The organism is Hydrogenophaga sp. ZJX-1, from assembly GCF_048590325.1.
Classification (GTDB): Bacteria; Pseudomonadota; Gammaproteobacteria; order Burkholderiales; family Burkholderiaceae_C; genus Hydrogenophaga.
Genome location: NZ_JBMBRA010000001.1, coordinates 162,615 through 183,331 on the forward strand (window position 1 = coordinate 162,615; position 20,717 = coordinate 183,331).

Sequence of the window (20,717 nt, forward strand, 5' to 3'; positions counted from 1 at the left end):
CGTGTCCACACGTCCGCCCAAAGAAACCGCCCTGGTGCCTGCCGAGATCCAGGCCCGCCTGGAACGCGCGGGCCTGCGCCGCACCTTGGCCACACGCGCCGTGCTGGGCCTGTTTCTGGCGAATCCGCAAGGTACGCTGAGCCACGCCCAAGCGCTGGCCTCGCTCACCGCGCGCGGGCTGGACATCAACCGCGTGACGCTCTACCGCCTGCTGGACCGGCTGGCCGCCTGCGGCGTGCTGCAGCGCCACGCCAACGACGACGCCCGCACCTGGCGCTACGGCCTGGCCGACACCGACGAGGGCCTGGCGCCGCGCTTTGAGTGCGACGCCTGCCATCGCCAGTTCCGCCTGGTCGAGGGCAGCGCGCCCACGCAGGCGGTGGCCAGCGATCTCTTGCGCACGCTGGCCGGACTGGGCCATCAGGGTCTGCGCGTGGATGTGGCGATCCACGGCACCTGCGCGAGCTGCTTGCCGCAGGAGCCGGCCGCGTGATCCACACCCGCGGCCTGGCCTGCCGTTTTGCCGACGGCAGGGCGCTGCGCTTCGCCGATGTCGATGTGCCCCAGGGCGGCACGTTGCTGCTGCGCGGGCCGTCCGGTAGCGGCAAGTCCACCTGGCTGGCGCTGGCCGCGGGCCTGCTCTCGGCCACGGGTGGCGAGATGGCGGTGGCCGGGCAATCGGTGGGCGCGCTGGCGCCTGCCGCGCGCGACGCCTGGCGCGCCCGGACCATCGGCTTTCTGCCGCAGCGACTGCTGCTGAGCGAAGCGCTCACGGTGGCGGGCAACCTGGGCCTGGTGTTTTTCGCCGCCGGCCTGCCGCTGGACAAGGTGGCGATGCACCACACGCTGGATGCGCTCGGTGTGGCGCAACTGGCCGCGTGCAAGCCCGCTCGGCTCTCGGGCGGCGAGGCGCAGCGCGTGGCGCTGGCGCGCGCGCTGCTGCTGCGCCCGCGCGTGATCCTGGCCGACGAGCCCACCGCCAGCCTGGACGACGCGGCTTGCGCCGCCGCGCTCACGCTGCTGCGCGAGCGCGCCCAGATCGCGGGTGCCACGCTGGTGATCGCCACCCACGACGCGCGCGTGGTGCAGGCAGTGCCAGGCGCGCAGGTGCTGGCCATGGGCGGCGACGCATGAACGTGTTCTCGCTTTCCTGGCGTTACCTGTGGTCGCGTCCGCTGGCTTCGGCGCTGAACCTGCTGCTGCTCACGCTGGGGCTGGCGTCGATGGCGTTCGTGCTGATCGCGCAGGACCAGATTGACCACGCCTTCGAGCGCGATCTGGCGGGCATCGACGTGGTGGTGGGTGCCAAGGGCAGCCCGCTGCAACTCATTCTGGCGGGCGTTTTCCACATGGACGTGCCGCCGGGCAATGTGCCGCTGGCCGAGGTGCAGGCGCTGGCTTCGCACCCGCAGGTGGCGCAGGTGATTCCGCTCAGCCTGGGCGACAGCGTGATGGGCTTTCGCATCGTTGGAACCAACGCCGATTACCCGGCGCACTATGGCGCCATGCTGGCGCAGGGCGCGCTGTGGAGTGTGCCGATGCAGGCGGTGCTGGGCGCACAGGTGGCGCAGGCCACCGGGCTGCAGCTGGGCCAGCGTTTCACCGGTTCACACGGTCTGGGCGGTGGTGGCCACGAACACGCCGACATGCCCTACACCGTGGTGGGCGTTCTCGCGCCCTGCGGCTGCGTGCTGGACCGGCTGGTGGTGACCGACACGGCCTCGGTCTGGAACGTGCACGAGGGGCTGGCGGCGGGCGAGTTTCAGAGCCTGTCGGCCGAAGACCGCGAAGCCATCGAGGCCGAGCGCGAGGTGACGCTGGCGCTGGTGCGCTACAACACGCCGATGGCGGCGATCAGTTTTCCGCGTTTCATCAACGCCACCACGAAGATGCAGGCCGCCGCGCCGGCGATGGAGATCACGCGCCTGCTCTCCATGGTGGGCGTGGGCACGCGGGTGCTGCAGGGCATGGGCGCGGTGCTGCTGCTGGTGGCGGCACTCTCGGTGTTCATCGCGCTGTGGAGCGCGGTGCGAGAGCGCCGGGCCGACACCGCCATGCTGCGCTTGCTGGGCGCGCCGCCGGTCAAGGTGGGCGCCTTGCTGCTGTGTGAAGCGCTCTGGCTGGCGCTGCTCGCCAGCGCGCTGGGCCTGCTGGCCGCGCAGGGCCTGTCCGCTCTGGTGGGCTGGTGGTGGATGGCCGACCAGGGCCTGGCCATCAGTGGCTGGCACTGGCCGACCGCACTGGCCGGCGTGCCCGTGGCGGCCCTGGGCGTGGCGCTGGCCGCGGCTGCGGTGCCGGCGGTGAGCGCCTACCGCATGGATGTACTGTCTCTTTTGCAACCGAGGTAAACCGGATGAAAAAACACCTGCTCTCGCTGTCTCTGGTCCTGCTCGCCACGGCCGCTTTCGCTCAACATTCCGACAAGGAAACCCAGGAAGACATCGCGCGCCACCGCGCCATGGCCGCGGCGCACGAAGGCGCGGCCAAGTGCCTGGCGTCGGGCAAGAAGGAAGACGTGTGCATGGCGGAACTTCAGGCCGCCTGCAAGGGTCTGGCGATTGGCAAGTATTGCGGGATGCGGCATGGGCACTGAGCCCACTCCTGCGCCGCGCCTGCGGCGCGTCACCCCCTCAAGGGGCAACGCTGGCGGCCCGGCGAAGCCGGTTCCGCGGCGTTCTCGGCTGGAGACACTTCGTTGACATGAATCACCTCTCTCGTTCTTTGATCACTGTGTCTTTGTGCGGAGCAACGGCCGTTTTCGCGCAGGCCCTGTCGTCCCCGTTGGGGTCGCCGGCTGCATCCGCTCCGGCAGGTACGCCGTCGGCTGTGCCGCACGGCCAGGGCGCGGGGGTGCACAGTCCGCTGAGCCCGTTCGCACCGCTCAAACCACGCACCGACGTGGTGGCTTGGTCGGTCTTGACGGATGTGAAAACCCGAATCCAGAACCGGCGCATCGTGCCGGTGTACCCGGTCGCGGTGACGGCGCTGGACCAGAAGACGATCCGCCTGCAGGGCTTCATGATGCCGCTGGGTCCGGGCGAGCAGCAGCGCCATTTCCTGCTCGCTTCCGTGCCGCTGACCTGTGCGTTCTGCACCCCCGGCGGACCGGAGAGCATGGTCGAGGTGCGCACCGTGAAACCGGTGAAGTACAGCCAGGCCGCGGTGGTGGTCGAAGGAAAATTCCACGTGCTGCAGAAGGACCCCTCCGGGCTGTATTACCGCTTCACCGAAGCCTCAGGGGTGAAGTGAACGGCCAAAGCCGAAAGCCCCTGGCCTGTGGGCACGCGCACCGCGGCGATACCATCGCCCGGTGAACATCACCGCCCACCCCGTCGTCGCATCGCTCACCCCGGTCTTCCTGCTCATTGGCCTGGGCTACCTGGCCGGGCGATTGCAGTGGATCCGCGAGGGCGCGGTGAAGGACCTGTCCAACCTGGTGTTCCTGCTATTGATCCCGGCGCTGCTGTTCCGCACCATGAGCGCGGTCAACGTGCAGGCGCTGGACCTGCGGCCGCTGGCGGCCTACTTCCCGGTGGCGCTGGGCCTGCTGGGCGCTTCGATCGCATGGCGCGGTTTCAACCGCGGCAGCGTGGTGATGGCGGTGGGTGGCGTGTTTTCCAACATGGTCATGATCGGCATCACGCTGGTGGAACTGGCCTATGGCAAGGCGGCGCTGGTGACGCTGCTGACCCTGGTGTCGGTGCACGCGCTGATCCTGCTCACGGTGAGCTCGGTGGTGCTGGAACTGGTGGTGGCGCGCGAGGCACGCGCGGGTGGCGAGCGCGTGCCGCATGTGCTGGAGACGGCATGGATGGCCTTCAAGGGCGCGCTGATCCACCCGATTCCGCTGCCCATCATCAGCGGCCTGCTGTTCGCGCAGACCGGCTGGACGCTGCCCACGGTGGTGGACAAGCCGCTGCAGTTGCTGGGCAGCGCGTTCGGGCCCATCGCGCTGGTGCTGGTCGGTGTGACGCTGGCGCGCACGCCGCTGGGCGGTCACCTGCGCCAGGCGCTCTGGATCACGGCTTCAAAGAATCTGCTCTTGCCGCTGCTGGTCGGGCTGGCGGCCTGGGCGCTGGGCATCACGGGTCTGCCGCTCACCGTGATGGTGGTGGCTGCCGCGCTGCCGATGGGTGCCAACGTGTTCCTGTTTGCCCAGCGCTACGAAGTGGCGCAGGAGCTCACCACGGCAGCGATGGGCCTGTCCACCGTGCTGGCCTTGTTCACGCTGAGCCTGGTCATGCTGGTCATGTCTTACATGGGCTGACCCCCGCCGCGCTGCGCGCGACCCCCTTTCAGGGGGCAACACGAGCAGCCCGGCAAAGCCGGTTCTGCCGTGTGCTGGGTGGGACACGCGTTCCGGATACGCCTATTGACTGATCTTTCTGGCTTCTTCGATCTGGTATTCGAAGTAACGTTGTATGCCAAACGCCAGGCTGCCCATGAAGGCCACGGTGCCAACCAGCAGCGCCAGCACCAGCGCGCCGATGGTGAGCCAGTTGGTGCCGCCGGCCACCGCTTCGGCGTCCAGGCCGGGGTTGAACCAGCTGTTCCACTGCGCGCGGTCGCTCAGCGCGTAGACGATGCCGGCGAGGCAGCTGGTGGCGATGCTCGCGCCCAGGAACGGAATCAGCACCCAGGCCAGTTTGTCGTCCTGCCCCAGTTCCTGCACCCGCTCCACGCCCCACCAGCCCAGTGCCGCAGCGATGGGGTGCAGCCAGCCGATCCAGTCACCCAGGCCGCGCAGGTAGAACCGGTGCAGACCCATGCTGCCGCCGAGCACGGCGAGCCAGACGGTGAGCGTCTTGTTGCGTGCGCGGGCGGGCACTGGAGTACCTTCGCCCTGCGGGCTGCGGAGCGAGCTTGCTTGGGAGCGGCCCGGCGCGGCGCTCATGCCGCGCCTTCGGTCGGCTCGGGCGGGGTGCTGTCGCCCGCGCCCAGGCTGCGCTGCATGAGCACGATATCGAGCCAGCGACCGAACTTCCAGCCGCAGGACGGCACCACGCCGACCTGCTCGAAACCGAGTGCGCGGTGCACACCGACGGAGCCGGCGTTGGCCGAGTCGCCAATCACCGCCATGACCCGGCGCACGCCGGCGCGCTCGAAACTGGCCAGCAGCTCGGCCAGCAAGGCGCGGCCCAGGCCCTTGCCCGCGGCTTCCGGCGCCAGGTAGATCGAGTCCTCCACCGAGAAGCGGTAGGCCGGGCGCGGCTTGAACCAGTTGCCGTAGGCGAAGCCCAGCACCTGGCCGCTTTCTTCGACCACCAGCCAGGGCAGGCCCTTGGACAGCACGTCGGCGCGGCGCGCCGTCATGTCGGCGAGCGAGGGCGGGGTGGTTTCGAAAGTGCCGGTGCCGGTCAGCACGTGGTGGCCGTAGATGCGGGTGATGGCGTCGAGATCTTCGTCGCGGCTGGGTCGGATGAGGGGCATGTCGTGAGGGAGGGCGAATGGTTGGGGATGAGACGCTGATGGGGGTACCACACGGGCTATAATCGCGGGTTTTGTGGTGTTTCGCTGGCCGGGTGGTCAGTCGTGTGTCTCAGGCGCTGCAATGAATGGGGTTTATTCAGCCAAAAAAACCCACTGAAGTCCCGATTTTGGGGCTTCTCCATCCGAAGGATAAATCATGGTCGTCATCCGACTCTCCCGCGGCGGTTCCAAATCGCGCCCGTTCTACAACATCGTGGTTGCCGACAAGCGCAACCGCCGCGATGGCCGCTTCATCGAGCGCATCGGCTTCTACAACCCGCTGGCCCGCGGTGGTGAAGAGCCCCTGCGCGTCGCCATGGACCGCCTGACCTACTGGACCAGCGTCGGCGCCGAGCCGTCGGACACCGTGTCCCGCCTGGTCAAGCAAGCCGCCGCCAAGGTCGTGCCCGCCTGATGGGCCTGGCCGGCCCGCACAGGGCTGGCCGGTTTGCCTCTTTCCTGCATGTCCAACAGCCCGTTCGCCACCGCGTCCCTCCCGGACGACGCCATCGAACTGGGTCGCATCCAGGAAGCCTGGGGCATCAAAGGCTGGGTTCGCATCCTGCCGCACAGCGCCGACACTTCGGCGCTGTTTGAATCGTCCGAATGGTTCCTCCAGCCGCCCGAAGCCCGCTTCGCGCGCGGCTTTTCGGCGTTTGCGGGCGGTGTCCGGGTGAAAGTGGCCGAGATCAAGGCCCACTCCGATGGCATCGTGGCCCGGATCGAAGGGTTGGACGACCGCAACGGCGCCGAAGCGCTCAAGGGCGTGCGCATCTACCTGCCGCGCAGTGCGTTCCCGGCCACACCCGAAGGCGAGTATTACTGGGTCGACCTGATCGGCCTCACCGTGGTCAACCGCGATGGCGTGCACCTGGGCGTGGTGCGCGACCTCATGCCCACCGGACCCAATTCCGTGCTGGTGATGGAATACACCGAGACGGTGGATGGCAAGGAACAGAGCGCCGAGCGCATGATCCCCTTCGTGGCCGCCTACATCGACGACGTCGATCTCAAAGCCCGCCGCATCACCGCCGACTGGGGTCTCGACTACTAATCCCCCCCTGCGCCGCTGCGCGGCTTCCCCCCAGGGGGACAACGCCTTAGGCCCGGCGAAGCCGGTTCCTCGGCGTTTGCTGGGTTGGGCCGGGGCGCGCCGCCATCCCTTGTGTCGCAGAAAGCTCGACAACGAATTCACAGGACGCTCGCGAGCAAGGTGTCTTGCCCAGCGGGCGCCGAAGATCCGGCTTTGCCGGTCGAAGGGCGCCGTCCCCCTGGGGGGAAGCCGCGCAGCGGCGCAGGGGGGTGACAATACCCACATGCGCTTTGACGTCATCACCCTGTTTCCCGAGCTGTTCGAGCCGTTTTTCAAGAGCGGCATCACCCGCCGTGCGTTCGAGTCGAAACAGGTGGATGTGCGTCTGTGGAACCCGCGTGATTTCGCCGAGGGCAATTACCGCCGCGTGGACGACCGGCCGTTCGGCGGTGGCCCTGGCATGGTCATGATGGCCGAGCCGCTCTGGCAGTGCCTGCAGGCCATCCGTGCCGACCGGGCCGAACCCGACGAAACACGCGCGCCGGTGGTGCTGTTTTCGCCTATCGGCCAGCGTCTGGACCATGCGGGCGCCACACAGTGGGCCGCCAGCACCGGAGCGGTGCTGGTGTGCGGCCGCTACGAGGGCATCGATCAGCGTTTCATCGACGCCTGTGTCGATCGGCAGATCAGCCTGGGTGACTTTGTGCTCTCAGGTGGCGAGATCGCTGCGCTGGCTTTGCTGGATTCGGTGGCACGTCTCATGCCGGGCGTGCTGGGCGATGAGGGCAGCCACCAGCAGGACAGCTTCAATCCGGCGCTGGACGGTCTGCTCGACAGCCCGCACCACACCCGACCCGAAGTCTGGAACGGCCCGCAGGGACCGATGGCCGTTCCTGAGGTGCTGCAGGGTGGGCACCACGAGCGCATCGCGCGCTACCGGCGCGAGCAGAGCCTGGCGCTCACCGCCCGCCTGCGGCCTGAGCTGCTGGAGGATGCGAGGGCGGCTGGCCGACTCAGCAAGGCCGATGAGGCTTTTCTGAGCCAGCCAAAAAGGCTATAATCCAAGGCTTTTCGATCCTCTGACCGGCCGCCATGACCGGGCCAGCCCGCAGCCAGCGCCGTTCGTCGGTGCCAACTGGACAGGGCTTTTGCCGGATTTGTGGCCTTTAGTGCAGCGCGGGCATGATCGTGAAAACAGGAAACCATGAACCTCATCCAGACCCTTGAGCAAGAAGAAATTGCTCGCCTTGGCAAGACCATTCCCGCCTTTGCGCCTGGCGACACCGTGATCGTCAGCGTCAATGTGATCGAAGGCACGCGCAAGCGCCTTCAGGCTTACGAAGGCGTGGTGATCGCCCGTCGCAACCGTGGCCTGAACTCCAACTTCATCGTGCGCAAGATTTCCAACGGTGAAGGCGTCGAGCGTACGTTCCCTCTGTACAGCCCGCTGATCGCCAAGATCGAAGTCAAGCGCCGTGGCGACGTGCGCCGTGCCAAGCTCTACTACCTGCGCGAGCGCAGCGGCAAGTCGGCACGTATCAAGGAAAAGCTGGGCGCTTGATCGGCGACCGCTTTCCTTCGCAAAAAAACCGCTCCCTGGAGCGGTTTTTTTTTGTCCGCTGGGGCTGTTCCTGGCGGGACGGCCGGTTGCACGCCTTGTGTCCTATGCTTGGACCACCATGTCTCAAACATTGCCTGTTTTTGATCCACGCCTGATCCCGGTGGTGCCCGGTGCATCCCGCGAAAACTTGCTGCCCGCCCGGGCCGATCACCTGACCGAGCAAGGCTTGCGCGAACGGTTTTCCCGCCCGCCCGCCTGGACCCCCGAGTTGTGGCGCGAGGTGAAATTTGCCGACCGGGCGCCCGCGCAGGCGGCGGTGCTGCTGCCACTGGTGATGCACGCGCGGCCGACCCTGTTGCTGACCCAGCGCACGGCACACCTGTCCACCCATTCGGGCCAGATTGCGTTTCCCGGTGGCAAGCTGGATGCGACGGACGCCGACGCCACGGCTGCGGCCTTGCGCGAGACCTTTGAAGAGATCGGTTTGCCCCCGGACCGGGTGGAGGTGCTGGGCAGCCTGCCGGTTTATGTGACGGGCACCTCGTACATCGTGACGCCCGTGGTGGGCCTGGTGCAACCCGGCTTCACGCTGAAGCCCAACCCGCACGAGGTGGACGATGTGTTCGAGGTGCCGCTCGACTTCCTCATGAACCCGGCACACCACCGCAGGCACGCCCTGGAATGGGAGGGCGTGGTGCGCGAGTGGTACTCGATGCCCTATCAGGACGGCGAGCAGGAGCGCTTCATCTGGGGGGCCACGGCCGGCATGTTGCGCAACTTCTACCGGCTGCTCAGCGCCTGACGCCTGGTGCCGGAAGGGTCGCCGCGCTGAATGTGGCGTCCGCTGGGTGCCAGCCACCCGCACGCGGGACCAGACACTATCATTGACCCATGAGTTTCTTCGCCATCCTGATCGCTTTCCTGCTGGAACAGGCGCGCCCGCTCGCCTACGACAACCCGGTGCATTCGGGCTTGCGTGCCTGGGCGCGGCTGGTGCGCCGCAACCTTGATGCCGGGCAGAGTGCCCACGGCTGGCTGGCCTGGTTGCTGGCCGCAGGGGTGCCGGCGCTGCTCGCCGGCCTGGTGTACTGGGGGCTGTGGACGTTCAGCACGGTGCTGGCCTTTGCGTGGCTGGTGGTGGTGCTGTACGCAATGGTCGGGTTCCGGCAGTTCAGCCACCATTTCACCGACATCCGCCAGGCGCTGGAAACCGGAAACGACACGGAAGCCCGCGAGAAGCTGGCTGCCTGGCTCCGGGTGGATGCGGCCAGCCTGCCGCGCGCCGAGTTGCTGCGCCAGGTCATCGAGCACTCGGTGCTGGCGGCCCACCGCCATGTGTTTGGCGTGCTGGCCTGTTTTGTGATCTTCTGGGTGCTGGGGCTGGGGCCGTCGGGGGCGGTGTTCTACCGCATGGCCGAATACCTGGCGCGCAACTGGCGCGCCCGGCCCGATGGCACGCCCAGCGCCGCCCTGCAGCAGGCGGCTGCCACCGCATGGGCCTGGGTGGACTACCTGCCCGCGCGGGTGACCGCGCTGGGCTTCGCCATCGTGGGCAACTTCGAAGAGGCGGTGGCCAGCTGGCGCGATGAGTCCGACCGCTTTGCGCACGGGAACGACGGCGTGTTGCTGGCGGCCACGTCGGGCGCGCTCGGTGTGCGGTTGGCGCAGCTCGCCGAGGTCAATGGCGTGGTCGAAACCGTGGAGGGCGGTTCCAGAGCTGAACCCCAGATCGCCCATCTGGCGAGCGCCGTGGGTCTGGTCTGGCGCAGCGTGGTGCTGTGGATGTTGCTGCTGGCGCTGCTGACGCTGGCCCGCTTGATTGGATGAGCTGTTGGGCGGGCTACAGTTTCATCACGAAGCTGCGCGATTGGCGTCGCACGACGTGGTCCAACCGGGGACACCGCCGGGCCGGCTTTGCCGGACGGCTGGTGTCGCCCCCGTGAGGGGGTAGCGCGAAGCGCTGCGGGGGCGGTCTTTCTCAGTAGCTGCGGCGGGCCGAGAGTTCGGCGAACAGTTCGCCGTAGATCCGGTAGCGGTTGTCGCCGATGCTTTTTTCTTTGCTCGCGCGGCCCGCGTCTTCGACGCCCATCACCTGATCGCGCACCGCGCAGCCTGGTTCGTGCAGGTGCGTGCAGTTGTAGAAGCGGCAATGGCCGAGCGTGGCGCGCAGGTCGGGCATGAAGTGCGCGAGCTGCATCGGTTCAATGTGGTTGAGGCCGAATTCCTGAAACCCCGGGGAATCGATCAGGGCGGTGCTGCGGGTCTCGTCCACCCAGTACCAGGTGGTGCTGGTGGTGGTGTGTTTGCCGGAGTTGAGCGCGCGTGAAATTTCACCGGTCAGCGCCTTGGCGTGTGGCACGAGCCGGTTGACTAGCGTGCTTTTGCCAACACCCGAAGGACCGAGCACAAGCGTGGTCTTGCCAGCCAGGTGTTGCTCCAGTTCGATCAGGCCCCGTTCGGTTTCGGCAGCGGTCTGGCCTTTGAGGCGCAGGGGCAGGACCTCGCAGCCCATGCGGCGGTAGCTCTCCAGCCGTTCCCACGCCTGGTCGAAGGCGGGTTGCAGATCGCTCTTGTTGAGCACGATCAGCACCGGAATGCCCTCGGCTTCGGCGGCGATCAGCGAGCGTGCGAGTTGGCGCTCGGAGAACTCCGGGTCGGCCGCGATCAACACCAGGATCTGGTCGAGGTTGGCGGCAAACGACTTGGTGCGCATCTCGTCCTGCCGGTAGAACAGGTTGCGCCGCGGTTCCACACGTTCGATGCTGCCCTCGTCGCCGGTGGCCTGCCAGGCCACCCGGTCGCCAACCACCACGGTGTTCTTTTTGCCCCGGGGATGGCAGATGCGCCGTGTGCCATCGGGGCTCTCCACCAGGCAATGCCGTCCGAAGGCGGCGACCACCAGACCGGGTTGCAGCGCACCGGCTGCGGGGGTGGCGGGGTGTTTGCTCAAGGCGTGGTTCCGGTGGCGGGGAGGGCGTGCATTCAGTCTTTCAGCAGCGCGTCGACCGCGGCGGCGCAGAAAAAATCGCTCACCGAGATGCCGCCCACGTCGTGTGTGTTGAAGCGCACGGTGCAGCGCCCAAAGCCGAGCGCGAGATCGGGGTGGTGGTTCTCCCGGTGCGCGATCCAGGCCACGGCGTTGACGAAGGCCATGGTGGCGTGGAAGTCGGGGAAGGTGTAGGTCTTCTCCAGCGCCCCGTCGATCAGTTTCCAGCCCTGGGCGGCGTCGCCATTGAGCTGGGTGAGCTGGGTCACGACCGCGGTGGCGGACAGGGCTTGCCGGTTCTGGTGGATGGGATTCATAAGCCTTGAGGGCATCGATGTGGATCAGGCCGGGGTGCCGGCGGCGCGCAGGCGGGCGATGCGTTCGCTCGCGGGCGGGTGGGAGTAGTAGAAGCGCGCGAACACGGGGTCGGGCGTGAGGGTGCTGGCGTTGTCCTTGTAGAGCTTGAGCAGCGCACTGGCGAGGTCCTGGCCATTGGTCTGCGCCATGGCGTAGGCATCGGCCTCAAACTCGTGGCTGCGCGACATGCGCGCCATCAGCGGCGACAGGAAATAGGTGAACAGCGGCACTACCATCATGAAGAGCAGCAGCGCGAGGGCGTTGTTGGGCGCGTCCAGCGATGGCATGACCCCCAGCCCGGTATAGAACCAGTTCTGCCCCGACACCCAGCCCAGCAGGGCAAAGCCCAGCAGGCTCAGGGCGAACATGAGCACGATGCGTTTGAGGATGTGGCGGCGTTTGTAGTGGCCCAGCTCGTGGGCGAGTACGGCGTCGATCTCGGCCGGATTGAGTTGCTGCAGCAGGGTGTCAAAGAACACCACGCGTTTGGCGGCACCAAAGCCGGTGAAGTAGGCATTGGCGTGGGCGCTGCGCTTGCTGCCGTCCATGACGAACAGGCCCTTGGCGGCAAAGCCGCAGCGCTGCATGAGCGCGTTGACCCGCGTCTTGAGGGTTTCGTCCTGCAGCGGTTCGAACTTGTTGAACAGCGGGGCGATGACGGTGGGGTAGAGCACCAGTGCCAGCAGGTTGAAGGCCATCCAGACACCCCAGGCCCACACCCACCAGCTCGCGCCCGCGGCACCCATGAGCCACAGCACCAGCGCGGCGATGGGCAGGCCCACGAGCGCACCCACCAGCGCGCCCTTGAACAGGTCGCCCAGCCAGAGCGAGAGCGTCATCTTGTTGAAGCCGAAGCGCTCTTCGATGCGGAATGTGGACCACCAGGCGAGCGGCAGCCCGACCAGGCCACCGATCAAAGAAAACGCGGCCAGCAGGCTGAGCTGTTGCACCATGCCGCCACCGAGCGCCGCGAGCAGGGTCTGGTTCAGCCAGTCGAGTCCACCCAGCAGCGTCCATCCCAGCAACATAGCGGCTTCCAGGGCTGTGTCCAGCAGGCCGAAACGGGCTTTGGTGATGGTGTAGTCGGCCGCTTTCTGGTGGGCCTCGGGCGTGATGGTCTGGGCAAAGGCGGCCGGTACGGTGGCGCGGTGGCGGGCCACGTGCCGGATCTGCCGGCTGGCCAGTACGGTGCGCGTGATCAGCCCGGCCACGAGCAGGGCGCAGAACATGAGGGAAAGCATCAGGGCGGGGGATTCCATGGGGGGAGTCTATCCAACACCGCATGCACATGGTGCCGGGAGGGATGGCCCGGACGGGCTCGCTGGCGGGGCAGACAGGCCAATCGGTGAAAATCGGCGGCATGAACGAACACACCCCCCCTTCGTTGCCGGCCGTAGAACCTGCCGCGCCGAGCGATACCCCTGTCCTGACCAAGAGTGACCAGAATCTGGTCTGGCTCGATTGCGAGATGAGCGGGCTCGACCCCGAAAAAGAGCGCCTGCTGGAGATTGCGGTGGTCATCACCGGGCCGCAACTCACGCCGCGCGTGGAAGGGCCGGTGCTGGTGATCCACCAGAGCGATGCGGTGCTGAACGCCATGGACAACTGGAACAAGGGTACGCACGGCAAGAGCGGCCTGATCGACAAGGTGCGCGCCAGCACGGTTGACGAAGAGCAGGCGCAGGCCGAACTGCTGGCCTTCATCGCCCGCTACGTGCCCAAAAACGGCTCGCCCATGTGCGGCAACACGATCAGCCAGGACCGCCGTTTCCTGGTGAAGTACATGCCCAAGCTGGAGGCGTATTTCCACTACCGTTGCCTGGACGTGAGCACCCTCAAGGAGCTGGCCAAGCGCTGGCGCCCGGCGGTGTACGACAGCTTCAAGAAACACCAGAAGCACACGGCGCTGGCCGATGTGCACGAGTCGATCGACGAGCTGGTGCACTACCGAACGCATTTCCTGCGCTGACCGGCGCGCCGTATTCACCCGAATCCCGCCCGCACGCCGGGCTTTGACGGCTTGGCTCAGCGCCCGGGATCGTCAGGTCGGCATGTCAGAATCGTGTCATCCACGAGAGCTTTTTATGACAAAAAAATCCCGCTCCAGTTTCGTCACGCGCCACATGGACGCTTTGCAGCTGACCTCCGCCATCGGTTTTCTGCTCCTGGTGGGGTTCTACGCATCGCTCACGGGCGCCAACGTGCTGGGTCTGTCCAGCACGGCGGTCTGGCTGCTGATCATCTCGGCCGTGGTCGGCGGCTACATGGCCATGAACATCGGTGCCAACGACGTGGCCAACAACATGGGTCCCGCCGTGGGCTCGGGCGCCATGACGATGGGCTGGGCGATCGTTATTGCCGCGGTCTTTGAAGCCATGGGCGCGATCGTGGCCGGCGGCGAAGTGGTGGGCACCATCAAGGGCGGCATCATTGACAGCAAGCAGATCACCGATGCAACGCTGTTCGCCTGGGTGATGTTTGCCGCTTTGCTGGCCGGGGCGCTGTGGCTGAACCTGGCCACGGCCATTGGTGCGCCGGTGTCGACCACGCACTCCATCATTGGCGCCATCATGGGCGCGGGCATTGCGGCCGGTGGCTGGGGCCTGGTGAACTGGGGCACCATCGGTTCGATCGTGGTGAGCTGGGTGGTGTCTCCCTTGATGGGCGGTGCCATTGCTGCCGCCTTCCTCTATGTGATCAAGCGCAGCATCACCTACCGCAACGAAATGACCGTGGCGGCTACTCGCGCGGTGCCGTGGCTCATAGCGGTGATGGCCTGGGCTTTTGGCACCTACATGCTGCTCAAGGGCGTGGGGCAACTGGTGAAGGTCCCGTTCTGGAGCGCGTTCTTGTTGGGGGCGTTGTTTGCTGTCGTGGTCTGGGCCGTGATTCGTCGCCCGATCGCGCGGCTGGCTGTGCGACAGGACAACAGCAAAGATGGCGTGAACAAGTTGTTCACCTGGCCCCTGGTGTGCTCGGCAGCGCTGCTGAGTTTTGCCCATGGCGCCAACGATGTGGCGAACGCGGTGGGCCCTCTGGCAGCGATCTATGAAGCGGTGAAGGCGGGGGCCATCGCCACCAAGGCGGCGACGCCGATGTGGGTCATGTTGCTGGGCGCGCTGGGGCTGGCGGTCGGTTTGGCGCTCTATGGGGCAAAGCTGATCCGCACCGTGGGCAAGGAAATCACCGAACTGGACAACATGCGGGCCTATTCCATCGCCATGGCCGCCACCTTGACAGTGATCGTGGCCTCGCAGCTGGGCATGCCAGTCTCCACGACCCACGTGACCATTGGCGCCGTGTTCGGTGTGGGCTTTCTGCGCGAGCTGCTGAAGGTGAACTACGCCAAGATGGAAGCCGTGGTTTTTGCCGGTCACCAGGGCGAAGACCGGGCCGAGGTCGAGGCTTACCTGCAGCGTTTTGAAGCGGCTGAAGTGCAGGAGAAAAAACGCATGTTGGCCGACATGAAGCGCCGCGCCAGGCTGCACGAAGCGGCTGAGGGCGCGGTGTTTGCCAAGAAGGAACAGAAGGCGCTGAAGAAAGCCTACAAGAAGGAGCTGGTCAAACGTTCAGCCGTGCTGCGGATCGTGGCCGCCTGGATCGTCACCGTGCCGGCCACTGCGGTGCTCGCGGCCATCCTGTTCCACCTCGTTTCTGCCGTGCTGGGTTGATGGTTTGAAATATTTCTAGGGTTTTCCCTGAAAATCTGCGATAATTGCAGGCTGCACAGGAAACTGTGCTGATTTGTGCATCTGCCTCTCACACCAGGCCTCCCGATACTTGTGCTGACTGCCCCTTCCCAGGAAGGGGATCTGCCAGCCCGCCACGGAACATTCCGCTGGCGCCACGGAAGAGGCCATTCGCTCCCGGTGTCATCTGCTTTTGAGCAGGACACCGAGCGCGTTGACCGTTTGATGGTTGATGTTTTGTAACCACGAACGGATCAAGCGCCCAGGAGCGCCCGCCCATGAGGCGGGCATCATCCTTGTGCTTTATTCGATCAATTGCGCTGTATCTGCGCAAGGACGAACATGAGCGACTCTTTTGAAGCCCGCGGCGATTTCTCGCCCGAAATGATTTCCAACGAATCCGACAACCTGCTGGACCAGCCGGTTGTTCTGGAGACCCCTGACGTGCCTGCGGAGCCCAATGGCTTCGAGCTGCTGGGTCTGGCGCCCGAACTCGTGCAAGCCTGTGCCGACCTCGGCTATGTGCAGCCGACACAGGTGCAAAGCAACGTGGTCCCCAAGGCCATGCTCGGCGAAGGCGAAAAGCGTTTTGCCGACCTGATGGTGTCCAGCCAGACCGGCAGTGGCAAAACGGCGGCTTTCCTGCTGCCCGTGCTGCACACCCTGCTGCAGCAACAGGCCCAGGCCGAAGCCAACGAAAAAGCCGAGTTCGAGCAGAGCGTTGCCGACGCCCTGGCCCGCGGTGAAGTGGCTCCGAAGCGCGCCAAGCGCAAGGACCCGACCAACCCGCGCAATTTCAAGGCCGCCACCCCTGGCGCCCTGATCCTGTGCCCGACGCGCGAACTCGCCCAGCAGGTGGCCAACGACGCCATCGACCTGGTGCGCCACTGCCGTGGCCTGCGCATCGCCAACGTGGTCGGCGGCATGCCGTACCAGCTGCAGATCGCCAAGCTGCAGAACGCCGACCTCGTGGTCGCCACGCCAGGCCGCCTGCTCGACCTGCAACGCTCGCAGCAACTCAAGCTCGACAAGGTGCAGTTCCTGGTGGTCGACGAAGCCGACCGCATGCTGGACCTCGGCTTTGCCGACGACCTGGCCGAAGTCAACGACCTCACCAGCCAGCGCCACCAGACCATGATGTTCAGCGCCACCTTTGCGCCGCGCATCCAGCAACTCGCCATGCGCGTGATGCACGATGGCGGCAAGCATGTGCAGAAGGTTCAGATCGACAGCCCGCAGGAACAACACGCCAACATCAAACAGGTGCTGTTCTGGGCCGACAACGCCGACCACAAGCGCAAGCTGCTGGACCACTGGCTGCGTGACACCGGTATCAACCAGGCGATCGTGTTCTGCAGCACGCAGATCGAATGTGATGGTCTGGCCACCGACCTGCAGCAGGTGGGCTTTGCCGCCGTCGCGCTGCACGGGGCGCTCAGCCAGGGCATCCGCAACCGCCGCCTGATGGCCTTGCGTGGCGGTCAGGTGCAGATCCTGGTGGCCACCGATGTGGCTGCACGTGGTATCGACGTGCCCACCATCACCCACGTGTTCAACTTCGGTCTTCCCATGAAGGCTGAGGATTACACCCACCGCATCGGTCGCACCGGCCGTGCCGGTCGTGACGGCCTGGCGGTGACCTTTGCCGAACTGCGTGATCGCCGCAAGATCGGCGATATCGAAGCCTTCACGCGCCAGCGCATCGCGGTGGAAACCGTCACCGGCCTGGAGCCGCGCCAGCGTGCGCCGATGGCCGAGCCCTTCGGTCGCGGCGGCCCTGGCCGCCCGGCGGGTCGTGGTGGCAACGAGCGTTACGCCGAGCGCCGTGGCCCGGCCCGTGGTCCGCGCTTTGAAGGTCGCAGCGAAGCTCCGCGTTTTGAAGGCCGTGGTGATGCACCGCGCTTCGAAGGCCGTGGTGAACAAGGCCGTTTCGACAACCGCGCCGAACCTGCGCGTTTCGAGAACCGCGGTGGCCCGCGTCTCGAAGGTCGTTTTGACAACCGTTCGGACAGCCGCCCGGCCGCTCCGAGCCGTGGTTTTGCCGATCGTGGTGCCCCGGCGCGTCCCGCTGGAAAGCCCAGTGGCTTTGGCAGCTTCGGCCGCAGCGACGCCGGTGGTGATCGCTTCAGCGACCGCGGCAACTCCGAACGTGCGGCCATGCGTGGCGGCGAATTCGCCCCTCGCCGCAGCGAAGGCGGCACTGCACGTCCGGTGGCACGTCGTCAGCCTCGCTGATCGACCGTTCCGCAAAAAGGGCGCGTCAGACGCCCAATAAAAAAGCCGGGTTTGACCCGGCTTTTTTGTTGCGTGTGAGTATCCAGCGAGCAGAGCCCAGGTGACTCTATTTCGTCTTGAAGATCAGAGGTGCCAGTTGTTCGACGTAATAGGTGGAAGCGCTGGTGGACAGATGTCCGTAGTCATAGGAAAGCGGTTGGCTTGAATCCTCGGACATGCGGGTCAGGCAGCCTTGTTCGTTGCAGAAATAATCCATGCCGGAGATGAACTCGATGTTCATCTTCTGTGCCCGCGCCCGCATGCTCGCGGTGGCGGCGCGAACGGCGGGATCCAGAAACTCGTCTTTCAACCGCATCGGAGGTCGCTTCATGGGCGGCCCCTTTTTCCATTCCTCCAGCAGGATCTGGGGCAGTTGTTTTTTCCAGTACGGTACCGCGCCAAGCATGATGATCCGCGGCACGCCGGCCTTCTTGATTTCCGTCACCGTGGCTTCAAGGTTTCTCAGGTCGTAGCGTTTGTTGTGCCACCAGGAATAGAGGATCACCACGTCGGGTTTGGCATCCCGGATGGCCTGGATATTGGCCTCGTTGAGGCTTTTGCAGAGTGGGCGGGGTTCGATGCCGAGCACGGACGGGCAAATGGCGGCCGCACGCTCGCCCAGGCCGAAGCTGTACTTGCCACCCGCCTGCAGCGCCTTGAAGCCGGGATACAGCGAACCGGCGTGCGAATCACCCCAGAGAAACACCAGCGGGCGCTTCTTCTCGATGCAGAAGTCTTTGTAGTGGGAGGCCGGAAGCCTGAAATCCAGCGTGCAGTCGCCGTCGCGCCACCCCTCGACGACGGCGGTTTTCCCACCCTTGGACATCATGTTGCGCACGATTTCCGGGAAGCGCTGCTCAAAACCGTCGCGCTGGTAGGTGGCGTAGCCAGACCCCGCCATGGCGGTCATGCCGGCGCACAGCGTGCCGATCACGACCTTTCGGTTCCATCGGCCGAAGCGGATGGGTTTCTCCACGAGCTGGAAGGTGAGCCAGGCCAGCAGCACGCTCAGGGCGATCCAGCCCATCTGGGTCTGCCAGTGCGGCAACTCACCCGCCTGGATATGGGCAAACGACAGCAGCGGCCAGTGCCAGAGGTACAGCGGGTAGCTGATCAGGCCGATCCAGACAAAAGGTTTGCTGGCAAGGACGTGGCGGTTGAACCAGGCCCTGGGGCCGGCGGCGATCAGCAGCACCGTGCCGAGGGTCGGCAACAGGGCCCACCAGCCCGGAAAGTGGCGCTCCGGGTGGATGGTGAGCAGCACGATGACCAGCAACGCCAAACCGGTCCACGACCACAGGTTGTTGCGCCAGTGCCGCTCGGTCACGCTGTCTTCCTCGGTCGACACCTGGTTGCGGAAGATGGATTTCCAGCCCACTCGGTGGACATGCATGGCCGCCAGCATCGCGCCGACCATCAGTTCCCAGAAACGCGAGACCGGGTTATAGAAGGCGGCGGTGGGTGAGGTCCTGACCAAGGCAAGGTTGATCAGGAACGAAACCACCAGCAAGGCGAATATCCAGCGCAGCGCATTCATGCGCCAGCGGTGGAGGGCGAACAGTGTGAGTGGCCAGAAGATGTAAAACTGCTCCTCAATCGCCAGCGACCAGAGGTGCAGCAGGGGTTTGTTGGCCGAGTCTGCATCAAAGTAGCCCGCTTCGCCCCAGAAGGCGAAGTTGGAGATGAAGGTGCTGCCCGCAAAAATGTGTTTGCCCACCTGTTTGTAGTCAACCGGCAGCAACTGGTACCAGCCCATCACCAGCACCGTGGCCAGCACAAGGAACAAGGCCGGGAAGATGCGTTTGATGCGGCGCACATAAAAATCCGCAAACCCGAAGTGCTGCTTCTTCAATCCGCCCAGAATGATCGAGCTGATCAGGTAGCCGGAAATCACGAAGAAGATGTCCACCCCAATGAAGCCACCACGGATGTGTTCGGGGAAAGCGTGGTGCAGCACCACCGAGACCACCGCAATCGCGCGCAAGCCATCGATGTCGGGGCGGTATTGGGAACTGTGGGGATCAGAAGACATGGAGGGAAGACAGGCCGCGCTGCGCGCGGCGATTCATGAGCAGAAAGGGCCGCCCCCTGAGAACGGAGGCCGCGGCGGTCAGGCGTAGAGCTTGCGCGCGATGCTCAGCGCGAGCGTGTCCGGCAGCTCCACATCGTCGAAGCTCAAGGTCTGGCCGGCCAGGACCGGTCGGGTGATCACGGCATTCTGGATCATGCCGATGGGCACATGGTTCGGCACGTCCTGGATGCGGGCCGCTTCGCCGCGCACCTGGAAACCACCGATGGCGCGGTCGATCCGGGTGCCTGCGGGCAGGTCGGTTTTGGCAATGCCCACGATGGAAACCGTCGGGGCGCTGGAGTTGTTGAGCAGCACGCCACCGCCGTTGATGACACGGCGCACGGTCTTGATGATTTCGTACTGGCAGAGGTGGAACGGGCGAACCAGCACGTAGTAGGGACCATCGCCCAGCTTGAGGTAGTTCAGTGCTTTCCACTCCGACTTGTCGTGCGTCCCGACAACAAAGACGCCGGCGTTTCCTGGCGAGAGCACATAGTCGGAAATGGCCTGTCCGCGTTCGGCCGCGGTGCGGGCCAGTTCAATGGCAGCTTTGGTGACATCCGCCGACTTCGGGCCTTCCATGCCCTGTCGGGTGATGGTGCCGCCAAAGCCGTTGGCCACCAGCGCCTGCTCGATCTGGATCTTGGTCCCATCGGTGAACGAGGTCGTCTGCTCGACGCTGATGCCCTGTTTGCCAGCCCAGTAGGCCATTTCTTCAGGGGTCGGGTGGTGGTTGAGGAAGCCTTTCATGTTGCCGTAGACCAGGGGCTTGAAGCCCATCATCACGGCTTCTTCGCGCAGGGCCGCGATGGAGCCGGGCTGGTCGCCCTCGGCTTCGGTCAACAGGCCCTTGTCGGCGAACCAGGAGCCGGTGGTGACGTGAAACTCTGAGTTCATGGTCACCACCGGCTTGCCGGCGCGCAGCGCGGTGTCGATGACATCGGTGGCGTGCAGCACGTCACCGCTGCACTCCACGATCATGTCGCACTTGTCGAGCAGTTCCTGAACCGAACGGGTGAGCCGCTCGGGGAAGGGAAAGCCTTCGGTGTTGTCGGGTGCACGGCGTGTCAATACGGCTGCAATGTCCAGGTCCGGGGCGTGGTTGTGCACCAGGCGTGCGAAACCGCTGGCGATGAACCCGGTACCCACCAGGCCGATTCGGTGCTTGTTCAAGCTGTTCATGGAAGTCCTGACCGTTGAGTCGTGATGTATTGATGAGAGGGGGCCACACAAGCCATGGCTCTATGGCCCCCTGCGCGCCGGGAATAAGACAAGGG

General features: G+C 65.6%; 22 protein-coding genes. 15 read left to right on the forward strand and 7 right to left on the reverse strand.

Going from position 1 to position 20,717, the window contains the following annotated elements; genetic code table 11:
* Position 1: 1 nt before the first annotated feature.
* The 6 genes from ACN5W5_RS00865 to ACN5W5_RS00890 all read left to right on the forward strand — a co-directional run bounded on the left by ACN5W5_RS00865 (position 2) and on the right by ACN5W5_RS00890 (position 4,267).
* Complete coding sequence (locus tag ACN5W5_RS00865) at positions 2-493, forward strand: Fur family transcriptional regulator (protein ID WP_420046721.1); 492 nt, start codon at positions 2-4, stop codon at positions 491-493.
* Positions 490-1,134, forward strand: a complete 645-nt coding sequence (locus ACN5W5_RS00870) for an ATP-binding cassette domain-containing protein (protein WP_420046722.1) — start codon at positions 490-492, stop codon at positions 1,132-1,134. The genes ACN5W5_RS00865 and ACN5W5_RS00870 overlap by 4 nt, the downstream gene beginning before the upstream one ends.
* A complete protein-coding gene (locus ACN5W5_RS00875; protein ID WP_420046723.1) occupies positions 1,131-2,348 on the forward strand; it encodes an FtsX-like permease family protein in 1,218 nt (405 codons plus the stop codon). Before ACN5W5_RS00870 ends, ACN5W5_RS00875 begins: the two co-directional genes overlap by 4 nt.
* Before the next feature lie 5 nt (positions 2,349-2,353).
* Positions 2,354-2,593 carry a hypothetical protein gene (locus tag ACN5W5_RS00880; RefSeq protein WP_420046724.1) on the forward strand — a complete coding sequence of 80 codons (240 nt, stop codon included), beginning with the start codon at positions 2,354-2,356 and terminating at the stop codon, positions 2,591-2,593.
* A gap of 332 nt (positions 2,594-2,925) precedes the next feature.
* A complete protein-coding gene (locus ACN5W5_RS00885; RefSeq protein ID WP_420046725.1) occupies positions 2,926-3,249 on the forward strand; it encodes a DUF3299 domain-containing protein in 324 nt (107 codons plus the stop codon).
* 61 nt (positions 3,250-3,310) lie between these two features.
* Positions 3,311-4,267, forward strand: coding sequence for an AEC family transporter (locus tag ACN5W5_RS00890; RefSeq protein WP_420046726.1), 957 nt, complete (start codon positions 3,311-3,313; stop codon positions 4,265-4,267).
* A gap of 102 nt (positions 4,268-4,369) precedes the next feature.
* Here the strand turns inward: ACN5W5_RS00890 and ACN5W5_RS00895 are convergent, their stop codons facing one another.
* Together ACN5W5_RS00895 and ACN5W5_RS00900 are read right to left on the reverse strand one after the other, a co-directional pair.
* On the reverse strand, positions 4,370-4,894 hold the full coding sequence (locus ACN5W5_RS00895) for a hypothetical protein (protein ID WP_420046727.1): 525 nt from the start codon (positions 4,892-4,894) through the stop codon (positions 4,370-4,372).
* Positions 4,891-5,430, reverse strand: a complete 540-nt coding sequence (locus ACN5W5_RS00900) for a GNAT family N-acetyltransferase (RefSeq protein ID WP_420046728.1) — start codon at positions 5,428-5,430, stop codon at positions 4,891-4,893. The genes ACN5W5_RS00895 and ACN5W5_RS00900 overlap by 4 nt, the downstream gene beginning before the upstream one ends.
* A 196-nt stretch (positions 5,431-5,626) precedes the next feature.
* Between ACN5W5_RS00900 and rpsP the strand changes: the two genes are divergently transcribed.
* From rpsP to ACN5W5_RS00930, 6 genes are all read left to right on the forward strand, one after another.
* Positions 5,627-5,884: a 30S ribosomal protein S16 gene (rpsP, locus tag ACN5W5_RS00905; protein WP_226465634.1), complete on the forward strand. Its 258-nt coding sequence runs from the start codon at positions 5,627-5,629 to the stop codon at positions 5,882-5,884.
* A 48-nt stretch (positions 5,885-5,932) separates the two neighbouring features.
* Positions 5,933-6,523, forward strand: a complete 591-nt coding sequence (gene rimM / locus ACN5W5_RS00910; protein WP_420046729.1) for a ribosome maturation factor RimM — start codon at positions 5,933-5,935, stop codon at positions 6,521-6,523.
* A gap of 262 nt (positions 6,524-6,785) precedes the next feature.
* Entirely contained in the window at positions 6,786-7,562 is a 777-nt protein-coding gene (gene trmD, locus ACN5W5_RS00915; RefSeq protein WP_420046730.1) for a tRNA (guanosine(37)-N1)-methyltransferase TrmD, read from the forward strand.
* A 144-nt stretch (positions 7,563-7,706) separates the two neighbouring features.
* Positions 7,707-8,063 (forward strand): 50S ribosomal protein L19, encoded by a 357-nt coding sequence (gene rplS / locus ACN5W5_RS00920; protein ID WP_177138265.1) that lies wholly within the window; start codon positions 7,707-7,709, stop codon positions 8,061-8,063.
* 118 nt (positions 8,064-8,181) lie between these two features.
* Positions 8,182-8,865, forward strand: coding sequence for a CoA pyrophosphatase (locus ACN5W5_RS00925; RefSeq protein WP_420046731.1), 684 nt, complete (start codon positions 8,182-8,184; stop codon positions 8,863-8,865).
* A gap of 89 nt (positions 8,866-8,954) precedes the next feature.
* Positions 8,955-9,890, forward strand: coding sequence for a CobD/CbiB family protein (locus ACN5W5_RS00930; RefSeq protein ID WP_420046732.1), 936 nt, complete (start codon positions 8,955-8,957; stop codon positions 9,888-9,890).
* A 151-nt stretch (positions 9,891-10,041) separates the two neighbouring features.
* On the opposite strand, the gene rsgA is transcribed toward ACN5W5_RS00930, so the two are convergent.
* From rsgA to ACN5W5_RS00945, 3 genes are read right to left on the reverse strand one after another with little or no spacing between them, the layout of a single operon-like run.
* Positions 10,042-11,013: a ribosome small subunit-dependent GTPase A gene (gene rsgA / locus ACN5W5_RS00935; protein ID WP_420046733.1), complete on the reverse strand. Its 972-nt coding sequence runs from the start codon at positions 11,011-11,013 to the stop codon at positions 10,042-10,044.
* Positions 11,014-11,045: 32 nt separating this feature from the next.
* The gene (locus tag ACN5W5_RS00940) at positions 11,046-11,366 is read right to left on the reverse strand and encodes a 4a-hydroxytetrahydrobiopterin dehydratase (RefSeq protein ID WP_177138251.1); all 321 of its coding nucleotides are present in this window, start codon (positions 11,364-11,366) and stop codon (positions 11,046-11,048) included.
* A gap of 24 nt (positions 11,367-11,390) precedes the next feature.
* Positions 11,391-12,665, reverse strand: coding sequence for a M48 family metallopeptidase (locus ACN5W5_RS00945; protein WP_420046734.1), 1,275 nt, complete (start codon positions 12,663-12,665; stop codon positions 11,391-11,393).
* A gap of 101 nt (positions 12,666-12,766) precedes the next feature.
* On the opposite strand from ACN5W5_RS00945, the gene orn reads away from it, so the two are divergent.
* The 3 genes from orn (at position 12,767) to ACN5W5_RS00960 (ending at position 17,330) form a co-directional block, all read left to right on the forward strand.
* On the forward strand, positions 12,767-13,375 hold the full coding sequence (gene orn / locus ACN5W5_RS00950; protein WP_420046735.1) for an oligoribonuclease: 609 nt from the start codon (positions 12,767-12,769) through the stop codon (positions 13,373-13,375).
* Between the two features lie 115 nt (positions 13,376-13,490).
* A complete protein-coding gene (locus ACN5W5_RS00955; RefSeq protein ID WP_420046736.1) occupies positions 13,491-15,077 on the forward strand; it encodes an inorganic phosphate transporter in 1,587 nt (528 codons plus the stop codon).
* Positions 15,078-15,437: 360 nt separating this feature from the next.
* Positions 15,438-17,330, forward strand: coding sequence for a DEAD/DEAH box helicase (locus ACN5W5_RS00960; protein ID WP_420046737.1), 1,893 nt, complete (start codon positions 15,438-15,440; stop codon positions 17,328-17,330).
* A 106-nt stretch (positions 17,331-17,436) separates the two neighbouring features.
* Here ACN5W5_RS00960 and ACN5W5_RS00965 read toward each other — a convergent pair whose 3' ends face one another.
* Both ACN5W5_RS00965 and ACN5W5_RS00970 read right to left on the reverse strand, forming a co-directional pair.
* Positions 17,437-19,401 (reverse strand): acyltransferase family protein, encoded by a 1,965-nt coding sequence (locus ACN5W5_RS00965; RefSeq protein WP_420046738.1) that lies wholly within the window; start codon positions 19,399-19,401, stop codon positions 17,437-17,439.
* A gap of 78 nt (positions 19,402-19,479) precedes the next feature.
* Positions 19,480-20,622: a Gfo/Idh/MocA family oxidoreductase gene (locus ACN5W5_RS00970; protein ID WP_420046739.1), complete on the reverse strand. Its 1,143-nt coding sequence runs from the start codon at positions 20,620-20,622 to the stop codon at positions 19,480-19,482.
* Positions 20,623-20,717 lie beyond the last annotated feature (95 nt).

Excerpts from the sequence above, each read along its gene's own strand:
- ACN5W5_RS00875 (WP_420046723.1), top strand. The coding sequence starts at position 1,131 with ATGAACGTGTTCTCGCTTTCCTGGCGTTACCTGTGGTCGCGTCCGCTG.
- ACN5W5_RS00880 (WP_420046724.1), top strand. The coding sequence starts at position 2,354 with ATGAAAAAACACCTGCTCTCGCTGTCTCTGGTCCTGCTCGCCACGGCC.
- ACN5W5_RS00895 (WP_420046727.1), bottom strand. The coding sequence starts at position 4,894 with ATGAGCGCCGCGCCGGGCCGCTCCCAAGCAAGCTCGCTCCGCAGCCCG.
- ACN5W5_RS00900 (WP_420046728.1), bottom strand. The coding sequence starts at position 5,430 with ATGCCCCTCATCCGACCCAGCCGCGACGAAGATCTCGACGCCATCACC.
- rpsP (WP_226465634.1), top strand. The coding sequence starts at position 5,627 with ATGGTCGTCATCCGACTCTCCCGCGGCGGTTCCAAATCGCGCCCGTTC.
- rimM (WP_420046729.1), top strand. The coding sequence starts at position 5,933 with ATGTCCAACAGCCCGTTCGCCACCGCGTCCCTCCCGGACGACGCCATC.
- trmD (WP_420046730.1), top strand. The coding sequence starts at position 6,786 with ATGCGCTTTGACGTCATCACCCTGTTTCCCGAGCTGTTCGAGCCGTTT.
- rplS (WP_177138265.1), top strand. The coding sequence starts at position 7,707 with ATGAACCTCATCCAGACCCTTGAGCAAGAAGAAATTGCTCGCCTTGGC.
- ACN5W5_RS00925 (WP_420046731.1), top strand. The coding sequence starts at position 8,182 with ATGTCTCAAACATTGCCTGTTTTTGATCCACGCCTGATCCCGGTGGTG.
- ACN5W5_RS00930 (WP_420046732.1), top strand. The coding sequence starts at position 8,955 with ATGAGTTTCTTCGCCATCCTGATCGCTTTCCTGCTGGAACAGGCGCGC.
- ACN5W5_RS00940 (WP_177138251.1), bottom strand. The coding sequence starts at position 11,366 with ATGAATCCCATCCACCAGAACCGGCAAGCCCTGTCCGCCACCGCGGTC.
- ACN5W5_RS00945 (WP_420046734.1), bottom strand. The coding sequence starts at position 12,665 with ATGGAATCCCCCGCCCTGATGCTTTCCCTCATGTTCTGCGCCCTGCTC.
- orn (WP_420046735.1), top strand. The coding sequence starts at position 12,767 with ATGAACGAACACACCCCCCCTTCGTTGCCGGCCGTAGAACCTGCCGCG.
- ACN5W5_RS00955 (WP_420046736.1), top strand. The coding sequence starts at position 13,491 with ATGACAAAAAAATCCCGCTCCAGTTTCGTCACGCGCCACATGGACGCT.
- ACN5W5_RS00960 (WP_420046737.1), top strand. The coding sequence starts at position 15,438 with ATGAGCGACTCTTTTGAAGCCCGCGGCGATTTCTCGCCCGAAATGATT.
- ACN5W5_RS00965 (WP_420046738.1), bottom strand. The coding sequence starts at position 19,401 with ATGTCTTCTGATCCCCACAGTTCCCAATACCGCCCCGACATCGATGGC.
- ACN5W5_RS00970 (WP_420046739.1), bottom strand. The coding sequence starts at position 20,622 with ATGAACAGCTTGAACAAGCACCGAATCGGCCTGGTGGGTACCGGGTTC.